This window comes from Frigoribacterium sp. ACAM 257 (genome assembly GCF_007954365.1).
Taxonomy (GTDB): Bacteria; Actinomycetota; Actinomycetes; order Actinomycetales; family Microbacteriaceae; genus Frigoribacterium.
In genome coordinates this window covers 267,126-287,191 of sequence record NZ_VOLO01000001.1, presented here as the reverse complement: position 1 = coordinate 287,191, position 20,066 = coordinate 267,126, and the positions used below count along the sequence as shown (strand labels likewise).

18 protein-coding genes are annotated in these 20,066 nt (G+C 72.1%); 5 read left to right on the top strand and 13 right to left on the bottom strand.

The genetic code is table 11. From position 1 onward, the window contains the following. Positions 1 to 17 precede the first annotated feature (17 nt). Positions 18 to 1,469 carry an APC family permease gene (locus ES689_RS01395; RefSeq protein ID WP_223269322.1) on the top strand — a complete coding sequence of 484 codons (1,452 nt, stop codon included), beginning with the start codon at positions 18 to 20 and terminating at the stop codon, positions 1,467 to 1,469. Between the two features lie 153 nt (positions 1,470 to 1,622). On the opposite strand, the gene rplL is transcribed toward ES689_RS01395, so the two are convergent. The 4 genes from rplL to ES689_RS01375 all read right to left on the bottom strand — a co-directional run bounded on the left by rplL (position 1,623) and on the right by ES689_RS01375 (position 5,792). Then, positions 1,623 to 2,006, bottom strand: coding sequence for a 50S ribosomal protein L7/L12 (gene rplL / locus ES689_RS01390; RefSeq protein WP_123546684.1), 384 nt, complete (start codon positions 2,004 to 2,006; stop codon positions 1,623 to 1,625). A gap of 51 nt (positions 2,007 to 2,057) precedes the next feature. Then, positions 2,058 to 2,573 carry a 50S ribosomal protein L10 gene (gene rplJ, locus ES689_RS01385; protein WP_123546685.1) on the bottom strand — a complete coding sequence of 172 codons (516 nt, stop codon included), beginning with the start codon at positions 2,571 to 2,573 and terminating at the stop codon, positions 2,058 to 2,060. A gap of 889 nt (positions 2,574 to 3,462) precedes the next feature. Continuing rightward, positions 3,463 to 4,998: a cell wall metabolism sensor histidine kinase WalK gene (locus ES689_RS01380; RefSeq protein WP_146899198.1), complete on the bottom strand. Its 1,536-nt coding sequence runs from the start codon at positions 4,996 to 4,998 to the stop codon at positions 3,463 to 3,465. 47 nt (positions 4,999 to 5,045) lie between these two features. Next, on the bottom strand, positions 5,046 to 5,792 hold the full coding sequence (locus ES689_RS01375) for a response regulator transcription factor (protein ID WP_123546686.1): 747 nt from the start codon (positions 5,790 to 5,792) through the stop codon (positions 5,046 to 5,048). Between the two features lie 172 nt (positions 5,793 to 5,964). Here ES689_RS01375 and ES689_RS01370 point away from each other — a divergent pair, with 172 nt between their 5' ends. Both ES689_RS01370 and ES689_RS01365 read left to right on the top strand, forming a co-directional pair. Beyond that, positions 5,965 to 7,503 (top strand): ABC transporter permease, encoded by a 1,539-nt coding sequence (locus ES689_RS01370; RefSeq protein WP_146899195.1) that lies wholly within the window; start codon positions 5,965 to 5,967, stop codon positions 7,501 to 7,503. Between the two features lie 131 nt (positions 7,504 to 7,634). Beyond that, positions 7,635 to 8,315 carry an ABC transporter ATP-binding protein gene (locus ES689_RS01365; RefSeq protein WP_146901648.1) on the top strand — a complete coding sequence of 227 codons (681 nt, stop codon included), beginning with the start codon at positions 7,635 to 7,637 and terminating at the stop codon, positions 8,313 to 8,315. A gap of 76 nt (positions 8,316 to 8,391) precedes the next feature. Here the strand turns inward: ES689_RS01365 and ES689_RS01360 are convergent, their stop codons facing one another. The 8 genes from ES689_RS01360 to ES689_RS01320 all read right to left on the bottom strand — a co-directional run bounded on the left by ES689_RS01360 (position 8,392) and on the right by ES689_RS01320 (position 17,133). Further along, positions 8,392 to 9,357, bottom strand: a complete 966-nt coding sequence (locus tag ES689_RS01360; protein ID WP_146899192.1) for a PD40 domain-containing protein — start codon at positions 9,355 to 9,357, stop codon at positions 8,392 to 8,394. 174 nt (positions 9,358 to 9,531) lie between these two features. After that, on the bottom strand, positions 9,532 to 10,545 hold the full coding sequence (locus ES689_RS01355) for a sugar phosphate isomerase/epimerase (RefSeq protein ID WP_146899189.1): 1,014 nt from the start codon (positions 10,543 to 10,545) through the stop codon (positions 9,532 to 9,534). 86 nt (positions 10,546 to 10,631) lie between these two features. Beyond that, positions 10,632 to 11,780, bottom strand: a complete 1,149-nt coding sequence (locus ES689_RS01350) for a Gfo/Idh/MocA family protein (RefSeq protein WP_223269321.1) — start codon at positions 11,778 to 11,780, stop codon at positions 10,632 to 10,634. A 33-nt stretch (positions 11,781 to 11,813) separates the two neighbouring features. Further along, a complete protein-coding gene (locus tag ES689_RS01345; protein ID WP_146899186.1) occupies positions 11,814 to 12,653 on the bottom strand; it encodes a carbohydrate ABC transporter permease in 840 nt (279 codons plus the stop codon). Then, on the bottom strand, positions 12,646 to 13,644 hold the full coding sequence (locus ES689_RS01340) for a carbohydrate ABC transporter permease (protein WP_146899182.1): 999 nt from the start codon (positions 13,642 to 13,644) through the stop codon (positions 12,646 to 12,648). The genes ES689_RS01345 and ES689_RS01340 overlap by 8 nt, the downstream gene beginning before the upstream one ends. 89 nt (positions 13,645 to 13,733) lie before the next feature. Next, positions 13,734 to 15,062: a sugar ABC transporter substrate-binding protein gene (locus ES689_RS01335; protein WP_146899179.1), complete on the bottom strand. Its 1,329-nt coding sequence runs from the start codon at positions 15,060 to 15,062 to the stop codon at positions 13,734 to 13,736. A 188-nt stretch (positions 15,063 to 15,250) separates the two neighbouring features. Further along, positions 15,251 to 16,399 carry a Gfo/Idh/MocA family protein gene (locus ES689_RS01325; protein WP_146899176.1) on the bottom strand — a complete coding sequence of 383 codons (1,149 nt, stop codon included), beginning with the start codon at positions 16,397 to 16,399 and terminating at the stop codon, positions 15,251 to 15,253. Next, complete coding sequence (locus tag ES689_RS01320) at positions 16,396 to 17,133, bottom strand: sugar phosphate isomerase/epimerase (protein ID WP_146899173.1); 738 nt, start codon at positions 17,131 to 17,133, stop codon at positions 16,396 to 16,398. Before ES689_RS01320 ends, ES689_RS01325 begins: the two co-directional genes overlap by 4 nt. A gap of 175 nt (positions 17,134 to 17,308) precedes the next feature. Here ES689_RS01320 and ES689_RS01315 point away from each other — a divergent pair, with 175 nt between their 5' ends. Together ES689_RS01315 and ES689_RS01310 are read left to right on the top strand one after the other, a co-directional pair. Beyond that, entirely contained in the window at positions 17,309 to 18,499 is a 1,191-nt protein-coding gene (locus tag ES689_RS01315; RefSeq protein ID WP_146899170.1) for an ROK family transcriptional regulator, read from the top strand. A 100-nt stretch (positions 18,500 to 18,599) separates the two neighbouring features. Beyond that, a complete protein-coding gene (locus ES689_RS01310; protein WP_223269320.1) occupies positions 18,600 to 19,313 on the top strand; it encodes a YqaJ viral recombinase family protein in 714 nt (237 codons plus the stop codon). On the opposite strand, the gene ES689_RS01305 is transcribed toward ES689_RS01310, so the two are convergent. After that, entirely contained in the window at positions 19,295 to 20,008 is a 714-nt protein-coding gene (locus tag ES689_RS01305; RefSeq protein WP_191330119.1) for a Pr6Pr family membrane protein, read from the bottom strand. The genes ES689_RS01310 and ES689_RS01305 overlap by 19 nt on opposite strands. Between the last annotated feature and the right edge of the window lie 58 nt (positions 20,009 to 20,066).

Here is a 20,066-nt window from a genome sequence, read left to right as displayed (position 1 = left end):
TGCGGTAGCCTCTCGCGGTGCACGACGACCTGACCCGCGCCTCCTCGGCTCCCGCCTCCGCCCGCCCCTCGCTCGGTGAGCAGCTGCTGCGTCGCAAGCCGCTCGAGGCCTTCGCCCGCGAGGCCGAGGCGTCCGATGCCCGCGGACTGCGCCGCACCCTCGGCGTCTGGCACCTGACCGCCATCAGCATCGGGGCGACACTCGGGACCGGCATCCTGGTCGTCCTCGGCACGGCCGTGCCCCTCGCCGGGCCCGCTGTCTGGCTCGCCTTCGTCCTCGCCGGAGTCGCCGCCCTGCTCTCCGCCCTGTCGTACGCCGAGATGGCGGGCAGCGTGCCCGTCTCCGGCTCGAGCTACAGCTACGCCTACGCGACCCTCGGCGAGGGCGTCGCGTGGGTCTGCGGCTGGTGCCTCGTGCTCGAGTACGCCGTCTCGGTCGCGGCCGTCGCGGTGGGAGCCGGCCAGTACGTCGACGAGGCCCTGCGCGTCTTCGGCCTCTCGCTGCCCGACGTCGTCGCCGGTCCGCCGGCCGAGGGCGGCCTGCTGAACCTGCCCGCCGCCGCGCTGGTGCTGCTCGCCACGCTCGTGCTCGTGCCGGGTGCCCGCGAGAGCGCCTGGGTCAACACGGTGCTGGTCGTGGTCAAGGTCGGCCTGCTCGTCTTCTTCGTCGCCGTCGCGTTCACGGCCTTCAGCGCGGGCAACTTCGAGCCCCTCGCGCCGATGGGCGCCGCCGGGGTCTCGGCCGCCGCCTCCCGCCTGTTCTTCTCGTACATCGGATTCGACGCGGCGTCCACGGCCGGCGAGGAGGCGCGGGACGCGAAGCGGGACCTGCCGCGGGCGATCGTCGCCTCGATCGTCATCATCACGGCGCTGTACATCCTCGTCGCCGTCGCCGCGGTCGGCGCACGCCCCTGGCAGGACTTCACCGACGGCGAGGCGACCCTCGTGACGATCGTGGCCGACATCACGGGCCAGCCCTGGGTGGCGTTCCTCTTCGCGGTGACCGCGGTCGCGGCCATCGCCTCCGTCGTCCTGACCGTGCTCTACGGGCAGACGCGCATCTTCCTGTCGATGGCGCGCGACGGGCTCGTCCCGTCGGTCCTCGGCCGGATCTCGCCGCGGACGCGCACGCCCGTCGCGGGCACGCTGATCGTCGGCGGAGCGGTCGCCGTCACCGCCGCGTTCATCCCCCTCGGCGCCCTCGCCGACGCGACGAGCATCGGCACGCTCTTCGCCTTCGCGCTCGTGAACCTGTCGGTCATCTGGCTGCGCCGCAACCGGCCCGAGCTCGAGCGGACATTCCGCGTGCCGCTGTACCCGGTCGTGCCGCTGCTCGGGTTCGCGACCTGCGTGCTTCTCATGGTGACGCTCGGCTGGGTCACCTGGGCGGCCTTCGCCGTGTGGATGGGCGTCGGGGTCGCGGTGTACGCGCTCTACGGCCGGCGCCATTCGGTCGTCGCCCGCGGCTGAGGCTGCAGCGCCGGGTCGACCTCGGCCCGGACCCGTACCGCAGCCGAGAACGACGAAGGCGCCGCTCCCCGTGGGGAGCGGCGCCTCGTGTGCTCGCGGACGAGCAGGCAGTGCTGTGCGACCGAGATCGCGAGGGGCCGTGGGCCCCGCAGACTACTTGAGGGTGACGGTGGCGCCGGCAGCCTCGAGCTGAGCCTTGGCCTTCTCGGCCGTCTCCTTGTTCGCACCCTCGATGACGGTGTTGGGGGCACCGTCGACGACGGCCTTCGCCTCGCCGAGGCCGAGGCTCGTGAGCGCGCGGACCTCCTTGATGACCTGGATCTTCTTGTCGCCGGCAGCCTCGAGGACGACGTCGAAGCTGTCCTTCTCCTCGACCTCCTCGGCGGGGGCGGCGGGGCCGGCGGCACCGGCAGCGGCCACGGGGGCAGCAGCGGTGACCTCGAAGACCTCTTCGAACTTCTTCACGAAGTCGCTGAGCTCGATGAGCGTGAGCTCCTTGAAGGCCTCGATCAGTTCGTCCTGCGTGAGCTTCGCCATGGTGTTCTCCTTGTTGTGTTCTTTAAGTGGTGGTGGTTGCTGCGACAGCTGTTAGCTGTCGGCTTCCTGCTTCGCGCGCAGCGCCTCGACCGTGCGGACGGCCTGCGACAGCGGAGCGTTGAACAGGTAAGCAGCGCCGAACAGCGAGGCCTTGAAGGCGCCGGCCAGCTTGCCCAGCAGCACCTCCCGCGACTCGAGGTCGGCGAGCTTGGTGACCTCGGCTGCGGTCAGGGCGTTACCGTCGAAGTAACCGCCCTTCACGATCAGCGCGGGGTGTGCCTTGGCGAAGTCACGCATGCTCTTGGCGACGGCGACAGGGTCTCCGTGCACGAAGGCGATCGCAGACGGGCCGACGAGCTCGTCGTCGAACGAGCTGATGCCGGCGTTGTTCGCCGCGATCTTGCTGAGCGTGTTCTTCACCACGGCGTACGTCGCGTCTGCACTGATGGCGGTGCGGAGCTCCTTGAGCTCTGCCACAGTGAGACCGCGGTACTCGGTGAGCAGAACGGCGGTCGAGCTACGGAAGTTCTCCGTGAGCTCGGCGACCGATGCTTCCTTGTTCGCCATGGCTCTCCTAAAACGTGGGTGTGCCGGCAGCCCCCTGGCACTCGCTCACGTCTCGTCCGAGGACGGGGCATGGAAAAAGCTCCGGCGCTGGCGCACGGAGCTGGATCTCGCAGAAGCGAGGAACGACTTCACACACCTGCGCTGGTCGCTCTCTCTCGAGAACCTTCGGCCTCCGTCTGCGAGCAGACGAGGACAACCGGCGGTCTTGGGCTGGGTACACAGTAGACGCAGGAGGCGCGTCGACGCAAGTCGCGCCTCTTGCGGTCGGTCGGCGGTCGCTACGCACCCCGTAGTGGACGATGCACCCCGTCGTATCGGGGTGCATCGTCCACGGCGAGGTGTCCGCCGGTCTACAGGCACGTGCCGGCCGATCGCCGCGAGCTGTGGACGGACCGCCGACGATCCACAGGAGGCGCGACCGACGCGCGCCTGACCGCCCGCGTCCCCGACAGTGTCGGGATGCCCCTCCTCGACCTCGACCCGCTGACCGTCCCGCTCTCGTTCGCCGCCACGCACGGCGCACAGTCGCGCGAGGCTCGTAGCCTGCGTCGGGCCGTCGCGGCCCGCCAGGTCGTGCGCGTGCGCCGAGGCGTCTTCGTGGAACAGCCGACCTGGGACGCGCTCGACCCTCGAGGCCGGCTCGTGTTGCAGACGAGGGCCGTGGTGCTCGGCTCCGCCTGCTCGGTGGCGTCGCACGGCAGCGCGGTCCGCCCCGCGCCGCCTCGCCGCCCTGCTCACGCGAGCGGGAATCCCCGTCGACCCGCGCCGCGTGACGGCGGCGGCTCGTGCGGCGCCCGCGCCCGCGCCCGCGCCCGGCACCCCGAAGTGGACGATGCACCTCGTAACGACGGGGTGCATCGTCCACTCCGGGGTGCACGACGGGCGCAGGTCAGGCGGCAGCGGCAGGCGGCGACGCGGGCGCGGGCGCGGGCGGCACGGTGAGCGGGAGGCGCACCGTGAAGGCGGCGCCGTCGGGGCTGCTCGAGACCGCGACGTCGCCGCCGTGGGCGTGCGCGACGGCCTCGACGATCGCGAGCCCCAGCCCGGTCGAGCCGGCCTTGCGCGACCGCGAGCTGTCGGCCCGGGCGAAGCGCTCGAACAGCACGGGCAGCACCGCCGGGTCGATGCCGGGGCCCTCGTCGGACACCGTGACGACGGCACGGCGCGCCACCTCGTCGACGCCCAGGGCGACGTGCACGGGCGTGCCCTCCGGCGTGTGGGTCCGGGAGTTGGTGAGCAGGTTCGCGACGATCTGGTGCAGCCGCATCGCGTCGCCCGGCACGACCACCGGCTCGTCGGGCAGCACGACGTCGACGTCGTGGGCAGGGTCGGCCACCCCTGCGTCGTTGACGGCGTCGAGCACGACGCGGGTGAGGTCGACGTCGGCCACGACGATGTCACGACCCTCGTCGAGGCGGGCGAGGAGCAGCAGGTCCTCCACGAGCGACGTCATGCGCAGCGACTCCGACTCGATGCGGCCCATCGCGTAGACGACGTCGTCGGGCAGGCCCGTGCCCATCCGCCGGGTCAGCTCGGCGTAGCCGCGGACGGACGCCAAGGGGGTGCGCAGCTCGTGCGAGGCGTCGGCGACGAACTGCCGCACCTTGTTCTCGCTCTGCTGCCGCGCCTCCAGCGCCGCCGCGACGTGCCCGAGCATGTGGTTGAGCGACGCGCCCACCCGGCCGACCTCGGTGCGGGTGTCGGTGTCCTGCTCGTCGACGCGCTCGGCGAGCGCGACCTCGCCGCGGTCGAGGGGCAGCTCGGCGACGCGCAGCGCCGTGTCCGACAGCCGCTCGAGGGGCCGCAGCGCCCGCCGCACGACGGCGTAGGCGATCAGGATCGCGACGACGAGGCCGAGCAGGGTGACGAAGGCGATGGAGGCGATCATCCCGGCGACGGTCTGGGTCACGCTGTCGGTCGGCAGGCCCACGACGAGGTAGCCCGACGACACGGTGCCGCCGCTCCGCGACGTGAGGGTCACGGGGACGGCCTCGACCCTGTAGCCGCCGAGGTCCGAGCCGAGCGACACGGTGACCGGGCCGCCCGCGTCGGGCACGGTCGCCAGCGCCGAGGTGATCTCGTCGGTCAGCGGGTCCTCGAGCTCGCCGCTCTCGGTCACGGTGAAGGCCTGCTGCACGACGTCGCCGACGAGCACGGCGGTGAAGGTGCCCGGCGCCTGGCGGGGCGCACCGAGCGCGTCGCTGTCCGGACTCAGGCTCGGGCGGCCGGACGATCCCCCGACGGAGGCGGCGGCCACGGCCCGGCCGGTCGCGCTCGCGAGGTCGTCGTCGAGCTGGCGCATCAGCGAGCCGCGGAGCGCGACCACGCTCACGGTGCCGATGACCACGGTCAGGAGCACGACGATGGCGACGATGCTGAGGATCAGGCGGTTGCGGAGCGTGAGGGGGGCGGAGGCGCGGGGCACGCGCCCGAGGAGCCCGCCGAGACGGGACCCTCCGGGTGCGGCCGCGCTCACGACGTGGGCTTGATGACGTAGCCCACGCCGCGCACGGTGTGGATCATCGCCTCTTCACCCGCGTCGATCTTCTTGCGGAGGTACGAGATGTAGATCTCGACGACGCTCGACTTGCCGCCGAAGTCGTAGCTCCAGACGCGGTCGAGGATCTGCGCCTTGCTGAGCACCCGGCGCGGGTTGCGCATCAGGAAGCGCAGCAGCTCGAACTCCGTGGCGGTCAGCTCGACCTCGCGGTCGCCGCGGTGCACCTCGTAGCTCTCCTCGTCGAGCACCAGGTCGCCGACGACGATGCGGCTGTCGCCGGCCTCGCTGACGGCCGAGGCCGACCGGCGGATGAGGCCTCGCAGCCGGGCCACCACCTCCTCGAGGGAGAACGGCTTCGTGACGTAGTCGTCGCCGCCGGCGGTGAGGCCGGACACGCGGTCCTCGACCGAGTCCTTCGCGGTGAGGAACAGGATCGGGGTGTCGTCGCCCCCTGCACGCAGGCGGCCGAGCACCTGGATGCCGTCGATGTCCGGCAGCATCCAGTCGAGCACGATCGCGTCGGGCTGGAACTCGCGGGCCAGCGCGAGAGCGCCCTGCCCGTCGGCGGCGGCCTTGACGTCCCACCCCTCGTAGCGGAGGGCCATCGAGAGCAGGTCGGTGAGGCTGTTCTCGTCGTCGACGACGAGGACTCTGAGGGGCGAGCCGTCGGCCCGGGTGAGTCGGGGGGCCTGTGCAGGGGTGGGGGTCGTCGTGGTCACCTACTCAGCTTCGAGCCGGTTCCTATGAACGGACTGTGCTGCTCCGATGCGTCGGCTGCGCGTCGCTCATAGGAACCTCATGGGCGGCCCATCGAGTGCTGCGAGACCGCGTGCCTAGCGTCGCCTCCGACCCGATCCCCTTGTGGATCCCCCTGCACCGAGGAGACCCCCGATGTTCCTGACCTACCTGCTCAGAGAGCTGAGCAACAGACGCAAGCAGACCGTGGTCGTCGCGGCGGGCATGGCGCTCGCCATCGCGCTCGTCATCATCGTCAGCGGCGTGGCGGCCGGCGTGCGGAACGCCCAGTCGTCCGTGCTCGAGTCCGTCTACGGGGTCGGCACCGACGTCACGATCACCCAGGCGGCCGAGCCGGGCGCGGACGGCGGAGGCCCCGGCCAGCAGTTCGCCTTCGGCTCCGGCGACGGCACGACGACGGACGACGGCAGCACCGAGGTCGCCCAGAGCACCCTCTCGGCCGCCCGCGGCACCGCGACCTTCGACTCGTCGGCCCTGGCCACTGTCGAGGGCGTCGACGGCGTGTCCGCCGCGACGGCCACGCTCAGCCTCGAGAACTCGAGCTTCTCGGGCACGCTGCCCGACTTCTCCCAGGGCACCGCAGGAGGTGCGGGCGCGGACGGCGGCACCGGCACCGGCACGGACGGGACCGACTCGGGCACCCAGCCCGCACCTCCCACCGGCGGGGCGGACGGCGCCGGCGGCAGCGCCTTCGACGTCGACCAGTTCTCGGTCACCGGCCTCGACCCGAGCGCGGCCTCGGTCGGCCCCCTGACCAGCGCGTCGCTCGTCGACGGCCGCGCCCTCACCGCCGACGACGCGGGCGCCGACGTCGTCGTGCTCGACCAGACCTACGCCACGAGCGCCGAGCTCGCGGTCGGCGACACGCTGGCCGTCGGCGGCACGGACTTCGCCGTGGTGGGGATCGTCGCGTCCACGTCGTCCGACGCGGCCACCGCCTCCGACGCGTACGTCCCCCTCGACACGGCGCAGGCGCTCAGCGGCCTGACCGACCAGATCAGCGACGTCTTCGTGACCGCGGCGAGCGCCAGCGGCGTCGACTCCCTGAAGACCGACCTGCAGGCGGCCCTGCCCGACGCGACCGTGAGCACGCAGTCCGACCTCGCGTCGAGCGTCTCCGGCTCGCTGACGACCGCCTCCGACCTGATCGGGAAGCTCGGCACCTGGCTCTCGGTGATCGTGCTGGCCGCGGCGTTCCTCATCGCGATCCTCTTCACCGTGTCGGGCGTCGGCCGGCGCACCCGCGAGTTCGGCACCCTCAAGGCGATCGGCTGGAGCAACGCGCGGATCACCCGGCAGGTGGCGGGCGAGTCGCTCGTGCAGGGCCTCGTCGGCGGCGTCGTCGGCGTCGCGGCAGGTCTCGTCGGGGTGCTCGTCGTGAACCTCGTCGCGCCGACCCTGTCCGCCGCGGCCACGACCGCGGCGGCGGGTCCCGGCGCCGGCGGTCCCGGTGCGGCGGCCGATGCAGGAGGCGCGGCGGCGGGCGGCGGCGGCGGCTTCGGCCAGCAGATGGCCGCGGCCACGACCGACGTCGTCCTGCACGCTCCCGTCACGATCTCGGTCGTGCTCCTCGCGGTCGGGCTGGCCGTCGTCGGCGGGCTGCTCGCCGGGGCCGTGGGCGGGTGGCGCGCGTCGAGGCTCCGCCCGGCCGAGGCGCTGAGGAGCGTCGCATGACCGGGGCGCTCGTCGACCCGGCCGGCGCCACCAGCCCCAGCACCAGCACCCGCCCCAGCCCCAGCCCCAGCACCCTGCCGGCACCCGCCGGCCTCGCCGACCCGACCACCGCCTCCGGAGGCACCGCGCCCATGTACACGCTCACCGACGTCACCAAGACCTACGCGCAGGGCAAGCGGACGGTCACGGCCCTCGACGGGGTCGACCTCGAGATCCCCGCCGGCCAGATGGTCGCGATCCAGGGGCCGACCGGAGGCGGCAAGTCGACCCTGCTGCAGATGCTCGGGGCACTCGACCGGCCGACGAGCGGCACCGTCCGCCTCGGCGACTCGGACCTCTCGACGGCGGGCGACCGCGCGCTGGCGGCGGTGCGGGCCCGCGACGTCGGCTTCGTGTTCCAGGGGTTCAACCTGATACCGACCCTGACGGCGTCCGAGAACGTCGAGACGGCGTTCGCGGACGACTCGGTGCCCCGCCCCGAGCGACGGACGAGGGCGAAGGAGGCGCTGGCCTCGGTCGGGCTCGCGGAGCGCGCCGACCACCTGCCGGGCGAGCTCAGCGGCGGTCAGCAGCAGAGGGTCGCCATCGCGCGCGCCCTGGTCAAGGAGCCGACCGTGCTGCTGGCGGACGAGCCGACCGGGTCGCTCGACGAGGCCACCCGCGACGAGATCATGGACCTGCTCGAGGGCGTCTGGCGCGACCGCGAGCTGACCCTCGTCATCGTCACGCACGACTCGGCCGTGGCCCGGCGGGCCGAGCGGCGCCTGCGCATCGCGGGCGGGAAGGTCGCCGAGCTGCTGCCGACGGCCTGACGGCCTGACGTCCGAGTCCTCGGGCGGACCCGGTGCGGCGCCGGGGCCCGCCCTCGGCGTCTCCCGTCGTGCTCGGTCAGCCGCGCGGGTAGTCGACGCAGGCGAAGCGCCGTGAGTCGGGCGCCCAGCAGGGCACGTTGACCGTGCCCTGGCCGCCGAGCAGCCGCAGCACGTCGTGCGACTGCTCCCCCGGCACCGGCAGCCCGTCCGGGCCGAGCGGCAGGGTCCGGAGCACGACGTCGCGGTCCTCGGGGTGGCCGAGCGTGCCCGTCGGGTAGCCGAGCCAGAGCAGGGTCGCCCCGTCGGGCGAGACGTGCGGGAACCAGTTCACGAGCTCGTCGTCGGTGACCTGCACGAGGTCGCCGCCGTCGGGCCGGGCACGGAACAGCTGCGCGTGGCCCGCCACGCCGTCCGACGCCCGCTCCGAGTTGAACCAGACGTGCCGACCGTCCGGCGAGAACTCCGCACCGTCGTCGGGATGGCCGTCCGCGGTCACGGAGGTCGGGGCGCCGTCGGCCACCGAGACCAGCACGACGTTCGTCTGCCAGCCGGCCCGCGCCTCCTCGTCGTCCGGGTCGGCTGCCGCCTCGGGCAGCGCGCCGACGATCACGCTGAGGGTCGCGCCGTCGGGCGAGACGCCGTGCAGGTAGTTCTTGTGGTTCCGGTCGGCAGGGTGCTCGCGCGTGACGCGGCGTGCCTCGCCGCCGGGCGCGACGCCGTCCCACGGGACCTCGTAGAGGTGGCCGTCGCGCGAGCTGACGAACACGCTGCCCTGGTCGGGCGCGATCACGTGGTCGTTGTTGATCTCGGGGACGTCGCCCATCGCGACGGGCTGGAGCGCCGTCTCGTCGACGCCCCGCGCGTCCGCCGGCAGGCGCCAGAGCAGCCCGTCGGCGTTGACGACGAGCCAGCGGCCGTCGGGGCTCCAGTTGGGCGCCTCGACGAGCACCCTCGCGCTCTCGAGCGCGACCTCGACGGCGCCGGTGGCAGGGTCGATGACGAGCACGCGGCTCGACTGTCCGGGCTGGAGGGTGCGGGGCACGGTGTCTCTCTTCTCTGTGTCGGACTTCTGTCAGGGCTCGGGTCTCGGCTCGCCCTCCGCATTCAGGAACTGCGCCCTCGCGGTTCCTGAACGGTGCACGGATCAGGAACGCGCCTCCCCCCGCCGCGCGGATCAGGACCGATGTTCCTGAATGAGGAGGGGGCGGAGGAGGGGCTACTGGTTCGAGAAGGCCGCGTCGAAGGAGGCGGTCGGCCGGGGCCAGAGCAGCGAGCGCACGTGGGCCAGCGCCTCGGGCGCCCCGTGCAGCCGGTCCATGCCGGCGTCCTCCCACTCGATCGAGATCGGCCCGGCGTAGCCGACGGCGTCGAGGGTGCGGAACGCCGACTCCCAGTCGACGTCGCCGTGCCCGGTCGAGACGAAGTCCCAGCCGCGGCGCGGGTCGCCCCAGGGCAGGTGCGAGCCGAGCACGCCGGCGCGGCCGCTGCTCGGCCGGACGCGGGTGTCCTTGCAGTCGACGTGGTAGATCCGGTCGGCGAAGTCGACGATGAACCCGATCGTGTCGACGCCCTGCCAGAGCATGTGCGACGGGTCCCAGTTGAAGCCGAAGGCGTCGCGGTGCTCGATCGCGTCGAGCGCGCGGACGCTCGTCCAGTGGTCGTACGCGATCTCGGACGGGTGCACCTCGTGGGCGAACCGCACGCCCTCGCCGTCGAAGACGTCGAGGATGGGGTTCCAGCGGGCCGCGAAGTCCTCGTAGCCGGCCTCGATGACGCTCTCGGGCACGGGCGGGAACATCGCCACGTACGGCCAGATCTTCGATCCCGTGAACCCGACGACCGTGTCGACGCCCATCCGCCGGGCGACCCTGGCCGCCCGCTTCATGTCCTCGGCCGCGCGCTGACGGACGCCCTCGGGCTCGCCGTCGCCCCACGTGCTCGGCCGGACGATCGCCTGGTGCCGGAAGTCGATCGGGTCGTCGCAGACGGCCTGTCCCGTGAGGTGGTTCGAGATGGCCCAGACGCCGAGGCCGTGCCGCTCGAGGACGTCGAGGCGGCCGCGGAGGTACGCGTCGTCCTCGTCGGCGCGCTCGAGGTCGAGGTGGTCGCCCGACGCGGCGATCTCGAGGCCGTCGTAGCCCCAGCCCGCGGCGAGCGCCGCGACCTCCTCGAGCGGCAGGTCGGCCCACTGGCCGGTGAACAGCGTGACGGGGTGCGAGCTCTCGCCCATGTCGACCTCTCTCGTCGTGGGTGCATCGGCGCGTCGGCGCGACGGCGCAGCTCCATCCTGGTCCACTCCGCGCACGGGGCGGTCGCTCACGAGGGCACGTCCACCCAGCGCCGCTCGGCGGCGGCGAGCAGGACGCTCTCCGTGACGACGACGGCGCGGCGGCCGTCCTCGAAGGTCGGCAGCCCCTCGGGCCGTCCGCCGCGCACGGCGTCGTGGACGTCCCGGACGAACGAGGTGAAGGCGTCGTGGTAGCCCATCGGGTGCCCGGCGGGCAGCGTCGACAGGCGGGCGGCGTCCGGCGAGAGCCGGGCCGCGTCGCGCGCGACGACCTCGGACGCGGCGCGACGTCCGATCCAGAGCCGGTCGGGCTCCTCCTGCGAGAACTCGAGGCTCTCGGCCGTGCCGGCGACGTCGACGAGGAGGCGGTTCTTCCGCCCCGGCGCCACCTGCGACACGAAGAGGGTGCCGATGACGCCGACGGCCGTCTCGAAGACGACGGCGGCCTCGTCCTCGGTGTCGACGGGGCGCCCGCCGCGTTCGTCGTGCACGCGGTCGACGACGGCCGAGAGGCGCGCGACGCGGTCGCCGAGCACGAACTCCACCAGGTCGACGAGGTGGCTGCCGATGTCGGCGAAGGCCCTCGACGGACCTCCGGCGGCCGAGTCGACGCGCCAGTCGACGTCGTCGCGGTCGAGCAGCCAGTCCTGGAGGTAGCTGCCGCGGACGCTCAGCACCCGACCGGTGCGGCCGGCGGCCACCCTGGCCCGCGCCTCGCGCACCATCGGGTGGTACCGGTAGACGAACGGCACCGCCGCCGTCCGCCCTGCCGCGCCGGCGGCGAGGACGAGCGCCTCGGCCTCGACGGCCGAGGTGGCGAGGGGCTTCTCGCAGACGACGTGCTTGCCGGCCGCCAGGGCGGCCAGGGCGAGGCCGGCGTGCACGGCGTTCGGGGCACAGAGGTGGACGACGTCGACGCCGGGGTCGTCCAGCAGGTCGTGCACGCTCTCGTGCGCGGTCGGGATGCCGAGGGCGTCGGCGGCCCAGGAGGCGCTGGCCGCGCTGGAGGACGCGACCGCGACCACCTGCGCGCCCGCGGCCCTGGCCGCGGCCGTGTGCACCCGGCCCATGAAGCCGCCGCCCACCACCCCGACCCGGAGGGGCGCGACCGGGGCCGTGACCCTCCGGGTCGGAGCGACGTCCGCGAGGCGAGGCGGCGCCTCCCCCACGTCGGTCACCGCCCCTCCCCCGTCACGCCCGGCCGGTCGGCGTCACTTGACGGCACCGGACGACAGACCGGTGATCAGGTGCTTCTGCACGAGCATGAAGCCGATCAGCACCGGCAGCGACACGACGACCGAGGCCGCCATCAGCTGGTTCCAGTAGACGTCCTGCTGCGAGGCGTACGCCCGCAGGCCGATCGACAGGGTGCGGGTGTCCTTGCTCGTGAGCACCGAGGCGAAGAGCACCTCGCCCCAGGCCGTGATGAAGGCGTAGACCGCGACGGCGATGATGCCGGGCTTCGCGACGGGGATGATCACGCGGAACAGGGCGCCGAGGCGACCCGTGCCGTCGATCATCGACGCCTCCTCGAGCTCCTTCGGGATGGAGGCGAAGTAGCCCGTCAGCATCCAGATCGAGAACGGCAGGCTGAACGTCATGTAGGTGATGATCAGACCCAGGTAGCTGCCCGTCAGCTGCACCCCGACCGTGCGCTGGATCTGCACGAAGATCAGGAACAGCGGCAGGAGGAACAGGATGCCGGGGAACATCTGCGTCGACAGCACCACGAGGCTGAAGCTGCGCTGGCCCTTGAAGCGCAGGCGAGCCAGCGCGTAGGCGGCCAGCACGGCCATCGCCACCGACAGGATCGTCGCGGAGATGGTCACGATCAGGCTGTTCTTGAAGTACGACGCCAGGGGCACCGTCTGCCAGATCTGGACGTAGGGCTCGAGGGTGACGCGCGAGGGGATCCAGGTGAACAGGCCCTGCACGTCGGCCAGCGGCTTGATCGAGGTCGTGAGCACCACGTAGAGCGGGACGATCACGACCAGCGACAGGAACGCCAGTCCGAAGAAGCGGAAGATCTTGAAGCCGCGGGTCTCAATCATTGTCGTGCTGCCCCTTCGGGAGGACCATCCGGATGTAGAACGCCGACGCGATCAGCAGCACGACCAGGAGCATCACGCTCATGGCGCCGCCGAGGCCGAAGTTCCAGTTGTTGAAGCTCTGCTGGTAGATCAGCGGCGAGATGAGCGTCGCCTGCTCGGGCGAGGCCGGGCCGAAGAGCACGTAGGGCACGTTGAACTGGTTGAAGATCCAGAGGCTCATGATGAGCAGCAGGACGGCGTTGGCCGGCTTCACCATCGGCAGCGTGATGTTCGTGAACTGCTTCCAGAGGCTCGCGCCGTCGAGGCTGGCGGCCTCGTACACGTCGCCCGGGATGTTCTGCAGCGCCGCGAGCAGCATGAGGAACGCGAAGGGCCAGAACTGCCAGGCCGTCACGATCACGATCGCCCAGAACGAGTTCCCGCCGAGCAGCCAGAAGGGCCTGTCCTGCAGGATCCCGAGGTCGTCGACCAGGAACCGGTTGATGGCCCCGTCGCGCTGGTTGAACATGAAGGCCCAGGCGATGGTGCCGACGTAGGAGGGCAGCGCGTACGGCACGAGGAACAGCGTGCGGAGCAGTCCGCGCCCCTTGAACGAGCTGGTCAGAAGCACGGCGCCGAGCATGCCCATGCTCCAGGCGATCGCGACGACGATCACGGTGAAGAGCAGGGTGCGGCCGAGGGCCCCGTAGAGCTGGCCGGCGATGGGCGAGCTCGGGTCGAGGGCCGTGACGAAGTTCTGCAGGCCGACGAAGGGCGCGTTGACCCAGTTGGCGATGCTCAGCTGGTTCAGCGTGATGAACGCGATCCAGATGCCGAGCACCATCGGGACGATGTGGACGAGGAGCTCGGCCAGGGCAGCGGGGGCGACCAGGAAGTAGGCGAGCGGCGAGCGGTGCTTCTTGCGCTTCGCGGGCTCGATCGGAGCCTGCTGGTGCGGATCGGGGGCCGACTCTTTCTCGGCGGTGGCGGGGGGCAGAACGTTGACGGTCATGACGGTCCTCTCGGGCGGGGCAGGGGGGCCCGCCCGGCCGACAGCGCTGGCGCTGCCGACCGGACGGGTCCCCGCACGGTGGGACGGGGCTACTGACCCGTGGTCATCTGGCTGTTCGCGTCCTCGAGGGCCGACTTCACGTCGGCCTCGCTGACGGAGCCGCCCTGGGCCGCGGTGGCGAGGAGGTCCTTGATCGCGGTGCCGACCAGGGTCTCCATCTGTCCCTCTGAGGGGTAGAGGGGCATGGGCTGGGCGTGGTCCGCGAGGATCGTCTGCTTCAGCTTGATGACGTCCGTCTGGAACGCCGGGTCGTCGTACGCGGTGGTGACCACGGGCAGCGAGCCGAACGACTCGTTGAGGTACTTCTGCTCGTCGTCGCTCGTGAGGTGCTTGACGAAGTCGATCGCCGCCTCCTTGTTGCCCGAGTTCGCGAAGACGCTGACGTTGATGCCGGCGACGTGGCTCTGGGTGCCCTCGAGGCCGGTGGCGTCGGCGGTCTCCATCGGCACCGGGGCCGCGGCGTAGTCCGTGAAGTTGCGCGACTTGAGGTTGTCGCCGGGCGCCTGGTCGAAGAACATCGCGGCCTGGCCCTCCGCGAAGGTCGCCGCCATGTCGGAGCCGTTCACGCTCTCGGCGTCGGACGGCGAGACGACCTTGTCGACGGCCATCAGGTCGACCCACTCCTTGACGCCGGTCACGACGCCGTCGTTGCCGAAGTCGGGGTTGCCGTCACCGTCGTACAGCTCGCCGCCGTTCTGCAGGCCGCGGACGAACGCCTGGTGGGCGTTGTTCGTGATGCTCGAGCCCGCCATCGTGACGCCCCACTGGTCGATCTGGCCGTCCCCGTCGGTGTCGATCGTCAGCTTCTTGGCGTCCTCGACGAACTCGTCCCAGGTGGCGGGCGGCGTGGTGATGCCGGCCGCCTCGAACATGGCGGTGTTGTAGTACAGCGAGTACGACAGGCCGTAGATCGGCACGGACGTCGGGGCCTGGCCCTCGGCGCCGCCGGTGGCGAAGCTCGACTGGACGAAGCGGTCCTGGCCGCCGATCTCGTCGAGGGCCTCGCCCTCCCACGGCACGAACGCGCCGCTCGACTGCAGCGACACCGCCCAGGTGTTTCCGATGTTGAGCACGTCGGGGCCCTCGCCGCTCGAGACGGCGGTGAGGATGCGGTTGTAGAGGTCGGACCACGGGATGACCTCGAGGTCGACCTCCACCCCGGTCTCCTCGGTGTAGCGGTCGATCGACTCCTGCAGGATCTCGGCGTCGCGCTCGACCGTGGGGGCCTGGTTGCTGGCCCAGTAGGTGATCGTGTCGCTGTCGCCGCTGCCGCCGGAGGCGGAGCACGCGGTCATCGAGCCTGCTGCGACGACGCCGACGGCGACGGCGGCGACCCAGCGGAACTTCTTGGTGTTCATGTCTTCTCCTGGTTTCTCATCTTCGAGAGGTCTCTTCATCGAGCGGGGGAAGTGCTGTGGTGCTGTGGTGCTGTGGTGCTTCGGTGCTTCGGTGCTTCGGTGCTTCGGTGCTTCGGGAGGGAAAGTGGAGGGGGGACGGTGTCCCGGTGGCGGGCCGGCCTCGTCGTCGAGGCCGGCCCGCCGACGGCTCAGCCGAGGGTCGGGACGGACGGGTCCCAGTCCTCTGGCAGCTCGGGCGTGGGCTCGAGCGACGACTCGACGACGACGCCCTCGCCGCGCTCGGCCGACTCGGCCAGCGAGACCATGACGTCGAGCACGTGGAACGCCAGCTCGCCGGGGACGCGCTCGCGACGGCCCTCGCGGATCGCCTGGGCGAGCTCGGCCACGCCGGTGCCGCGGGTGAACGTCGAGCCGGAGGCGGGCACGACGGTCGGCTCCTCGCCGCCGGTGTGCACGACGGTGTCGCCCTCGAACTCGTTCGGGTCGGGGAAGACGGCGGTGCCCTCGGTGCCCGCGATCTCGACGAACCCGGCACGGGCCAGCTTCGAGTCGAAGCTGAAGACGGCCTGCGCGCTCGCGCCGTTCTCGAACTGCAGCAGGGCGCTGATGTGCGTGGGCACCTCGACGGGGAACTCGGTGCCCGCCTTGGGGCCGGAGCCGATGACGCGCGTCTCGCGGGCCTTCGAGGAGGTGGCCGTCACCTTCGCGACCGGGCCGAAGACCTGCACGAGGGTCGTCAGGTAGTAAGGGCCGACGTCGAACATGGGACCGGCACCGTAGGCGAACAAGAACTCGGGGCTCGGGTGCCACGACTCCGGGCCGGGCACCTGGAACAGCGTCAGGCCGGTGAGGGGCGTGCCGATGTCGCCGCGACGGACGACGCGGAGCCCGGTCTGGATGCCCGACCCGAGGAACGTGTCGGGAGCGACGGCGACCCGCACCCCCGCCTTCTTCGCGGCCTGCAGCAGACGGGCGCCGCTCTCGCGGTCGAGGGCGTAGGGCTTCTCGCCCCAGACGTGCTTGCCGGCTGCGACGGCCTTCAGCGCGACCTCGACGTGGGCGGCAGGGATAGTGAGGTTCACGACGATCTCGACGCCGTCGTGGGCGAGCAGCTCGTCGACCGAGCCGCTGCCGGGCACGCCCCACTTCTCGGCCTGGGCCGCGGCCCGGGGCTCGTCGATGTCGGCGACGAAGAGCACCTCGAGGTCGGGGAACTTCGTCAGGTTGCCGAGGTACTGGTCGCTGATCACTCCGGCGCCGATCACGCCGACCCCGACTGGGCCTGTGCGGGCGTCGCGGGAGGCGACGGTGTCGGCGGTCGTGGCGGTGTCGGTCATGCGCGGACTCCCTGCAGGAACTCGTAGCTGTCGGTCAGGGCGGTGAACACGTCGCCGCGGGTGTCGTCGAGCTCGACGACGGCGAGGGCCTGCGGGGCGGCCCGGAGGATGTCGCGGACGGGCATGACGCCCTTGCCGACGGCGACCTGCTCGGAGTCGTCCTTGCTCTTGGGGCCGTCCTTGACGTGCAGGAACTGCACCTGGTCGCCGAGACGGGCCAGCAGCTCGGCAGCGTCGACGCCGCCGACCTCGACCCAGTAGGTGTCGATCTCGAGGACGACGCCGGCCGGCAGGGCCGCGGCGAAGATCTCGAGGGCAGGGGTGCCGTCGATGACGGACTCGAGCTCGAACTCGTGGTTGTGGTAGCCGACCGAGAGGCCGTGGGCCGCTGCGGCGTCGGAGATCGCGACGAACTCGGCGGCGATCGCCTCGACGTCCTCGCGGGTCACCCAGCGCGTCTCGTCGATGTGCGGGTCGATGACGGTGCCCACGCCGAGCCGGACGGCTGCGGCGAAGATCGGCTCGAGGTCCTGGCCGACGAGCTTGGCGTGGGCGCTCGGCGCGGTGAGGCCGGCGGCGGGCAGCGCCTCGGCGTACTCCTCGACGCGCTCGACGAAGCCCCACGGCTCGACCTGCGTGTAGCCGATGTCGGCGAGGCGCTGGAGGGTGCCGGGCAGGTCGGCCGCGATGGCGTCCCTGACCGTGTAGAGCTGGACCGAGATCGGTGATGTCACCAGGGGGACTCCTCTTCGAGTGGGGCGAGTACGGCGTCGCTGCCCCTCGTGGGGAGTCGATCACCGCTGATCGAGACCGACCATAGGACCACTTCTGTCGGAGCGCAAGCAAAAGTCGTCATCGATCGGCGCCCTTGTCTCGGCAGTCGCCTCGCCCTGTGCTTTACTGCTCAGCATGTCCGACACGACGCGGTCGTCCGCGCTCGGCGGCACCGGCGCCAGCGAGCTCTTCCAGCTGCTGCGCGACGGCCGCCCGCGCACCCGCGCCGAGCTCGCCGCGATGACCGGTCTCGCCCGGTCGACCGTCGGGCTGCGGCTCGACGCCCTCGTCGAGCTCGGGCTCGTCGGGCCCTTCGCCGACGCCGTCTCGACGGGCGGTCGCCCGCCCTCCCGCGTCGCCCTCGTGCCGTCGGCCCGGGTCGTGCTCGGGGCCGACTTCGGCGCCGGCCACCTCAACCTCGTGCTCACCGACCTCGTCGGAGAGACGCTCATCGGGCGACGCTCGCTGCTCGACATCGCCGACGGACCCGAGCCGGTGCTCGCGACGATGGTGGCCGAGGCGGACGCCCTGCTCGCCGAGCTCGGACGCAGCCGCCGCGACCTGATCGGGGTCGGCATCGGGCTCCCCGGCCCCGTGCAGTTCAGCACCGGCCGGCCCGTGAACCCGCCGATCATGCCCGGCTGGGACGGCTTCGACGTCCCCGGGTGGGTGCGCGGCCACCTCGACGTGCCGGTCCTGGTCGACAACGACGTCAACATCATGGCCCTGGGCGAGCGCAGCTTCGCGTGGCCGGACGTCGACCACTTCCTCTTCGTCAAGGTCGCCACGGGCATCGGCTCCGGCATCATCTCGGGCGGCCGGCTGCAGCGCGGCGCCCAGGGCATCGCGGGCGACATCGGCCACGTCCAGGTGCCGCGCGGCGCCGGCATCGCGTGCCACTGCGGCAACGTGGGCTGCCTCGAGGCCGTCGCCTCGGGACCGGCCATCGCGGCCGCCCTCCGCCGTGAGGGCCACGACGTCGCCGGCGGCGCCGAGGTGATCGACCTCGTGCGCGGGGGCGACATCGACGCCATCCAGGCCGTCCGCCAGGCCGGACGGGACATCGGCGAGGTGCTGACGGCGTGCGTCAACCTCATCAACCCGTCGACGATCGCGATCGGCGGCTCGATGGCCCAGGCCGGCGAGCACCTCATCGCCGGCGTCCGCGAGGTGGTCTACTCGCGCTCGATGCCGCTGGCCACCGAGCACCTGAGCATCGTCCAGTCGCGCTCGGGCCAGAGGGCGGCCGTGATCGGCGCCAGCATGCTCGCGATCCACCACGCGCTCTCCCCCGCCGCCATCGACGAGCTCGCCGCCGCGGTCTGACGCCCGGCCGACGCCGACTGTCGCAGACCGGCGCCGACCGGCGCCGACACGAGGAGGCGCCCTGTCGCGACCTGCCCCGGTCACGAGCGACAATGGAGGCATGTCCGTCGTCCAGCCCATGCTCTCGCTCTGGGACGACGACGAGACCCTCGCCGCGCCTCCCCCGGCTCCGCGCCGTCCGGCGCACGAGCTCCGCGTGCTCGCCGACTCGACCGACCGCATCGCGTGGCTGCGTGCCCGCAGCCGCGGCATCACGGCCACCGACGTCGCGCGGCTCTCGAGCCCCCGCGCCGTGCAGGCCGTCGTGCTCGACAAGCTGTACGGCAACGGCTTCGGCGGCAACGCCTACACCGACCACGGTCGTGCCCGCGAGCCGGAGATCGCCCGCTGGGTGCTGTCCGAGCACCGCATCGCGCCGAGCTCGAAGCTGTTCCACGCCCACGAGCAGCAGCGACACCTCGCGACGCCCGACGGCGTGGCCGTGCGCGACGACGGCACCGTGGAGCTCTGCGAGATCAAGACCACGAAGAAGGCCTGGACGAGCATCCCGCGCTCGTACCTGCGGCAGGTGTTCTGGCAGCAGTACGTCCTCGGTGCCGAGCGCACCCTCGTCGTGTGGGAGCAGCACCTCGACTTCGTCCCCGTCGACTCCGTGCCGCAGTGCCGGTGGGTCGACCGCGACGACGACGAGATCCACCGCCTCGTGGGCCTCGCCGACACCGTGCTCGACACCCTCGCGCGCCAGGCCCCGGTCGACCCGTTCGCCCCCGGCGTCCGGGCCTACGAGCCGCCGCCCTACGACCCGCTGCGCTGAGCCGCGTCGCGGCGGCGTGGCTCGCTGCGTCGGGCTGCTCCCCCGTGGTCGACCCCGAGCACCCGCACCCGGCTCAGCACGATGACGAGGGCGCTCAGCCCCACGATCACGACGGCGATGACCAGGCACCAGACCGCGACCCCGCCCGCGCCGAGGCGCTCGACGTCGAGGAACGGGTACGGCACGAACGACTGCGCGCGCAGCAGCACCACGACGACCCAGACCAGCGGGTAGACAAGGAACACCCAGAGCCGACGCCACGCGATGCGCCCCCGGTCGCCGACCAGCACCCAGTCGAGCAGCGCGAAGAGCGGCATCCACTTGTGGAGCACGTCGTTCGACCACTGCACGTTGAACGAGTTGTCCAGGGCCGCGTTCGTGAGCAGCAGGTTGTAGACGATGCCGGTCGTGACCATGTAGGTCGCGGCGGCGCCGCGAAGCACGATGCTCCACTCGGGCGCGGCCCGGCGGCGCAGCAGGAACACCGCGCCGACGACGAACGCCACCGCGGCGATCAGGTTCGACTGGATCGTGAAGTAGCCGAAGAAGTTCGCGAACTGGTACACGGGGCTCTCGACGCTCCGCACCCACTGGCCCACGACGGCCGCGACCACGGCCAGGGCCGCGAGCAGTCGCACGGTCGCGGGCACGACGGCGGGGACGGTGGTCGCAGCGGCGGGCGTCGAGGGTGTCATGACGTCACCGTAGCGAGGTTTCGCCAGACGGTGACACCCGTGAAACACGACCGACTCA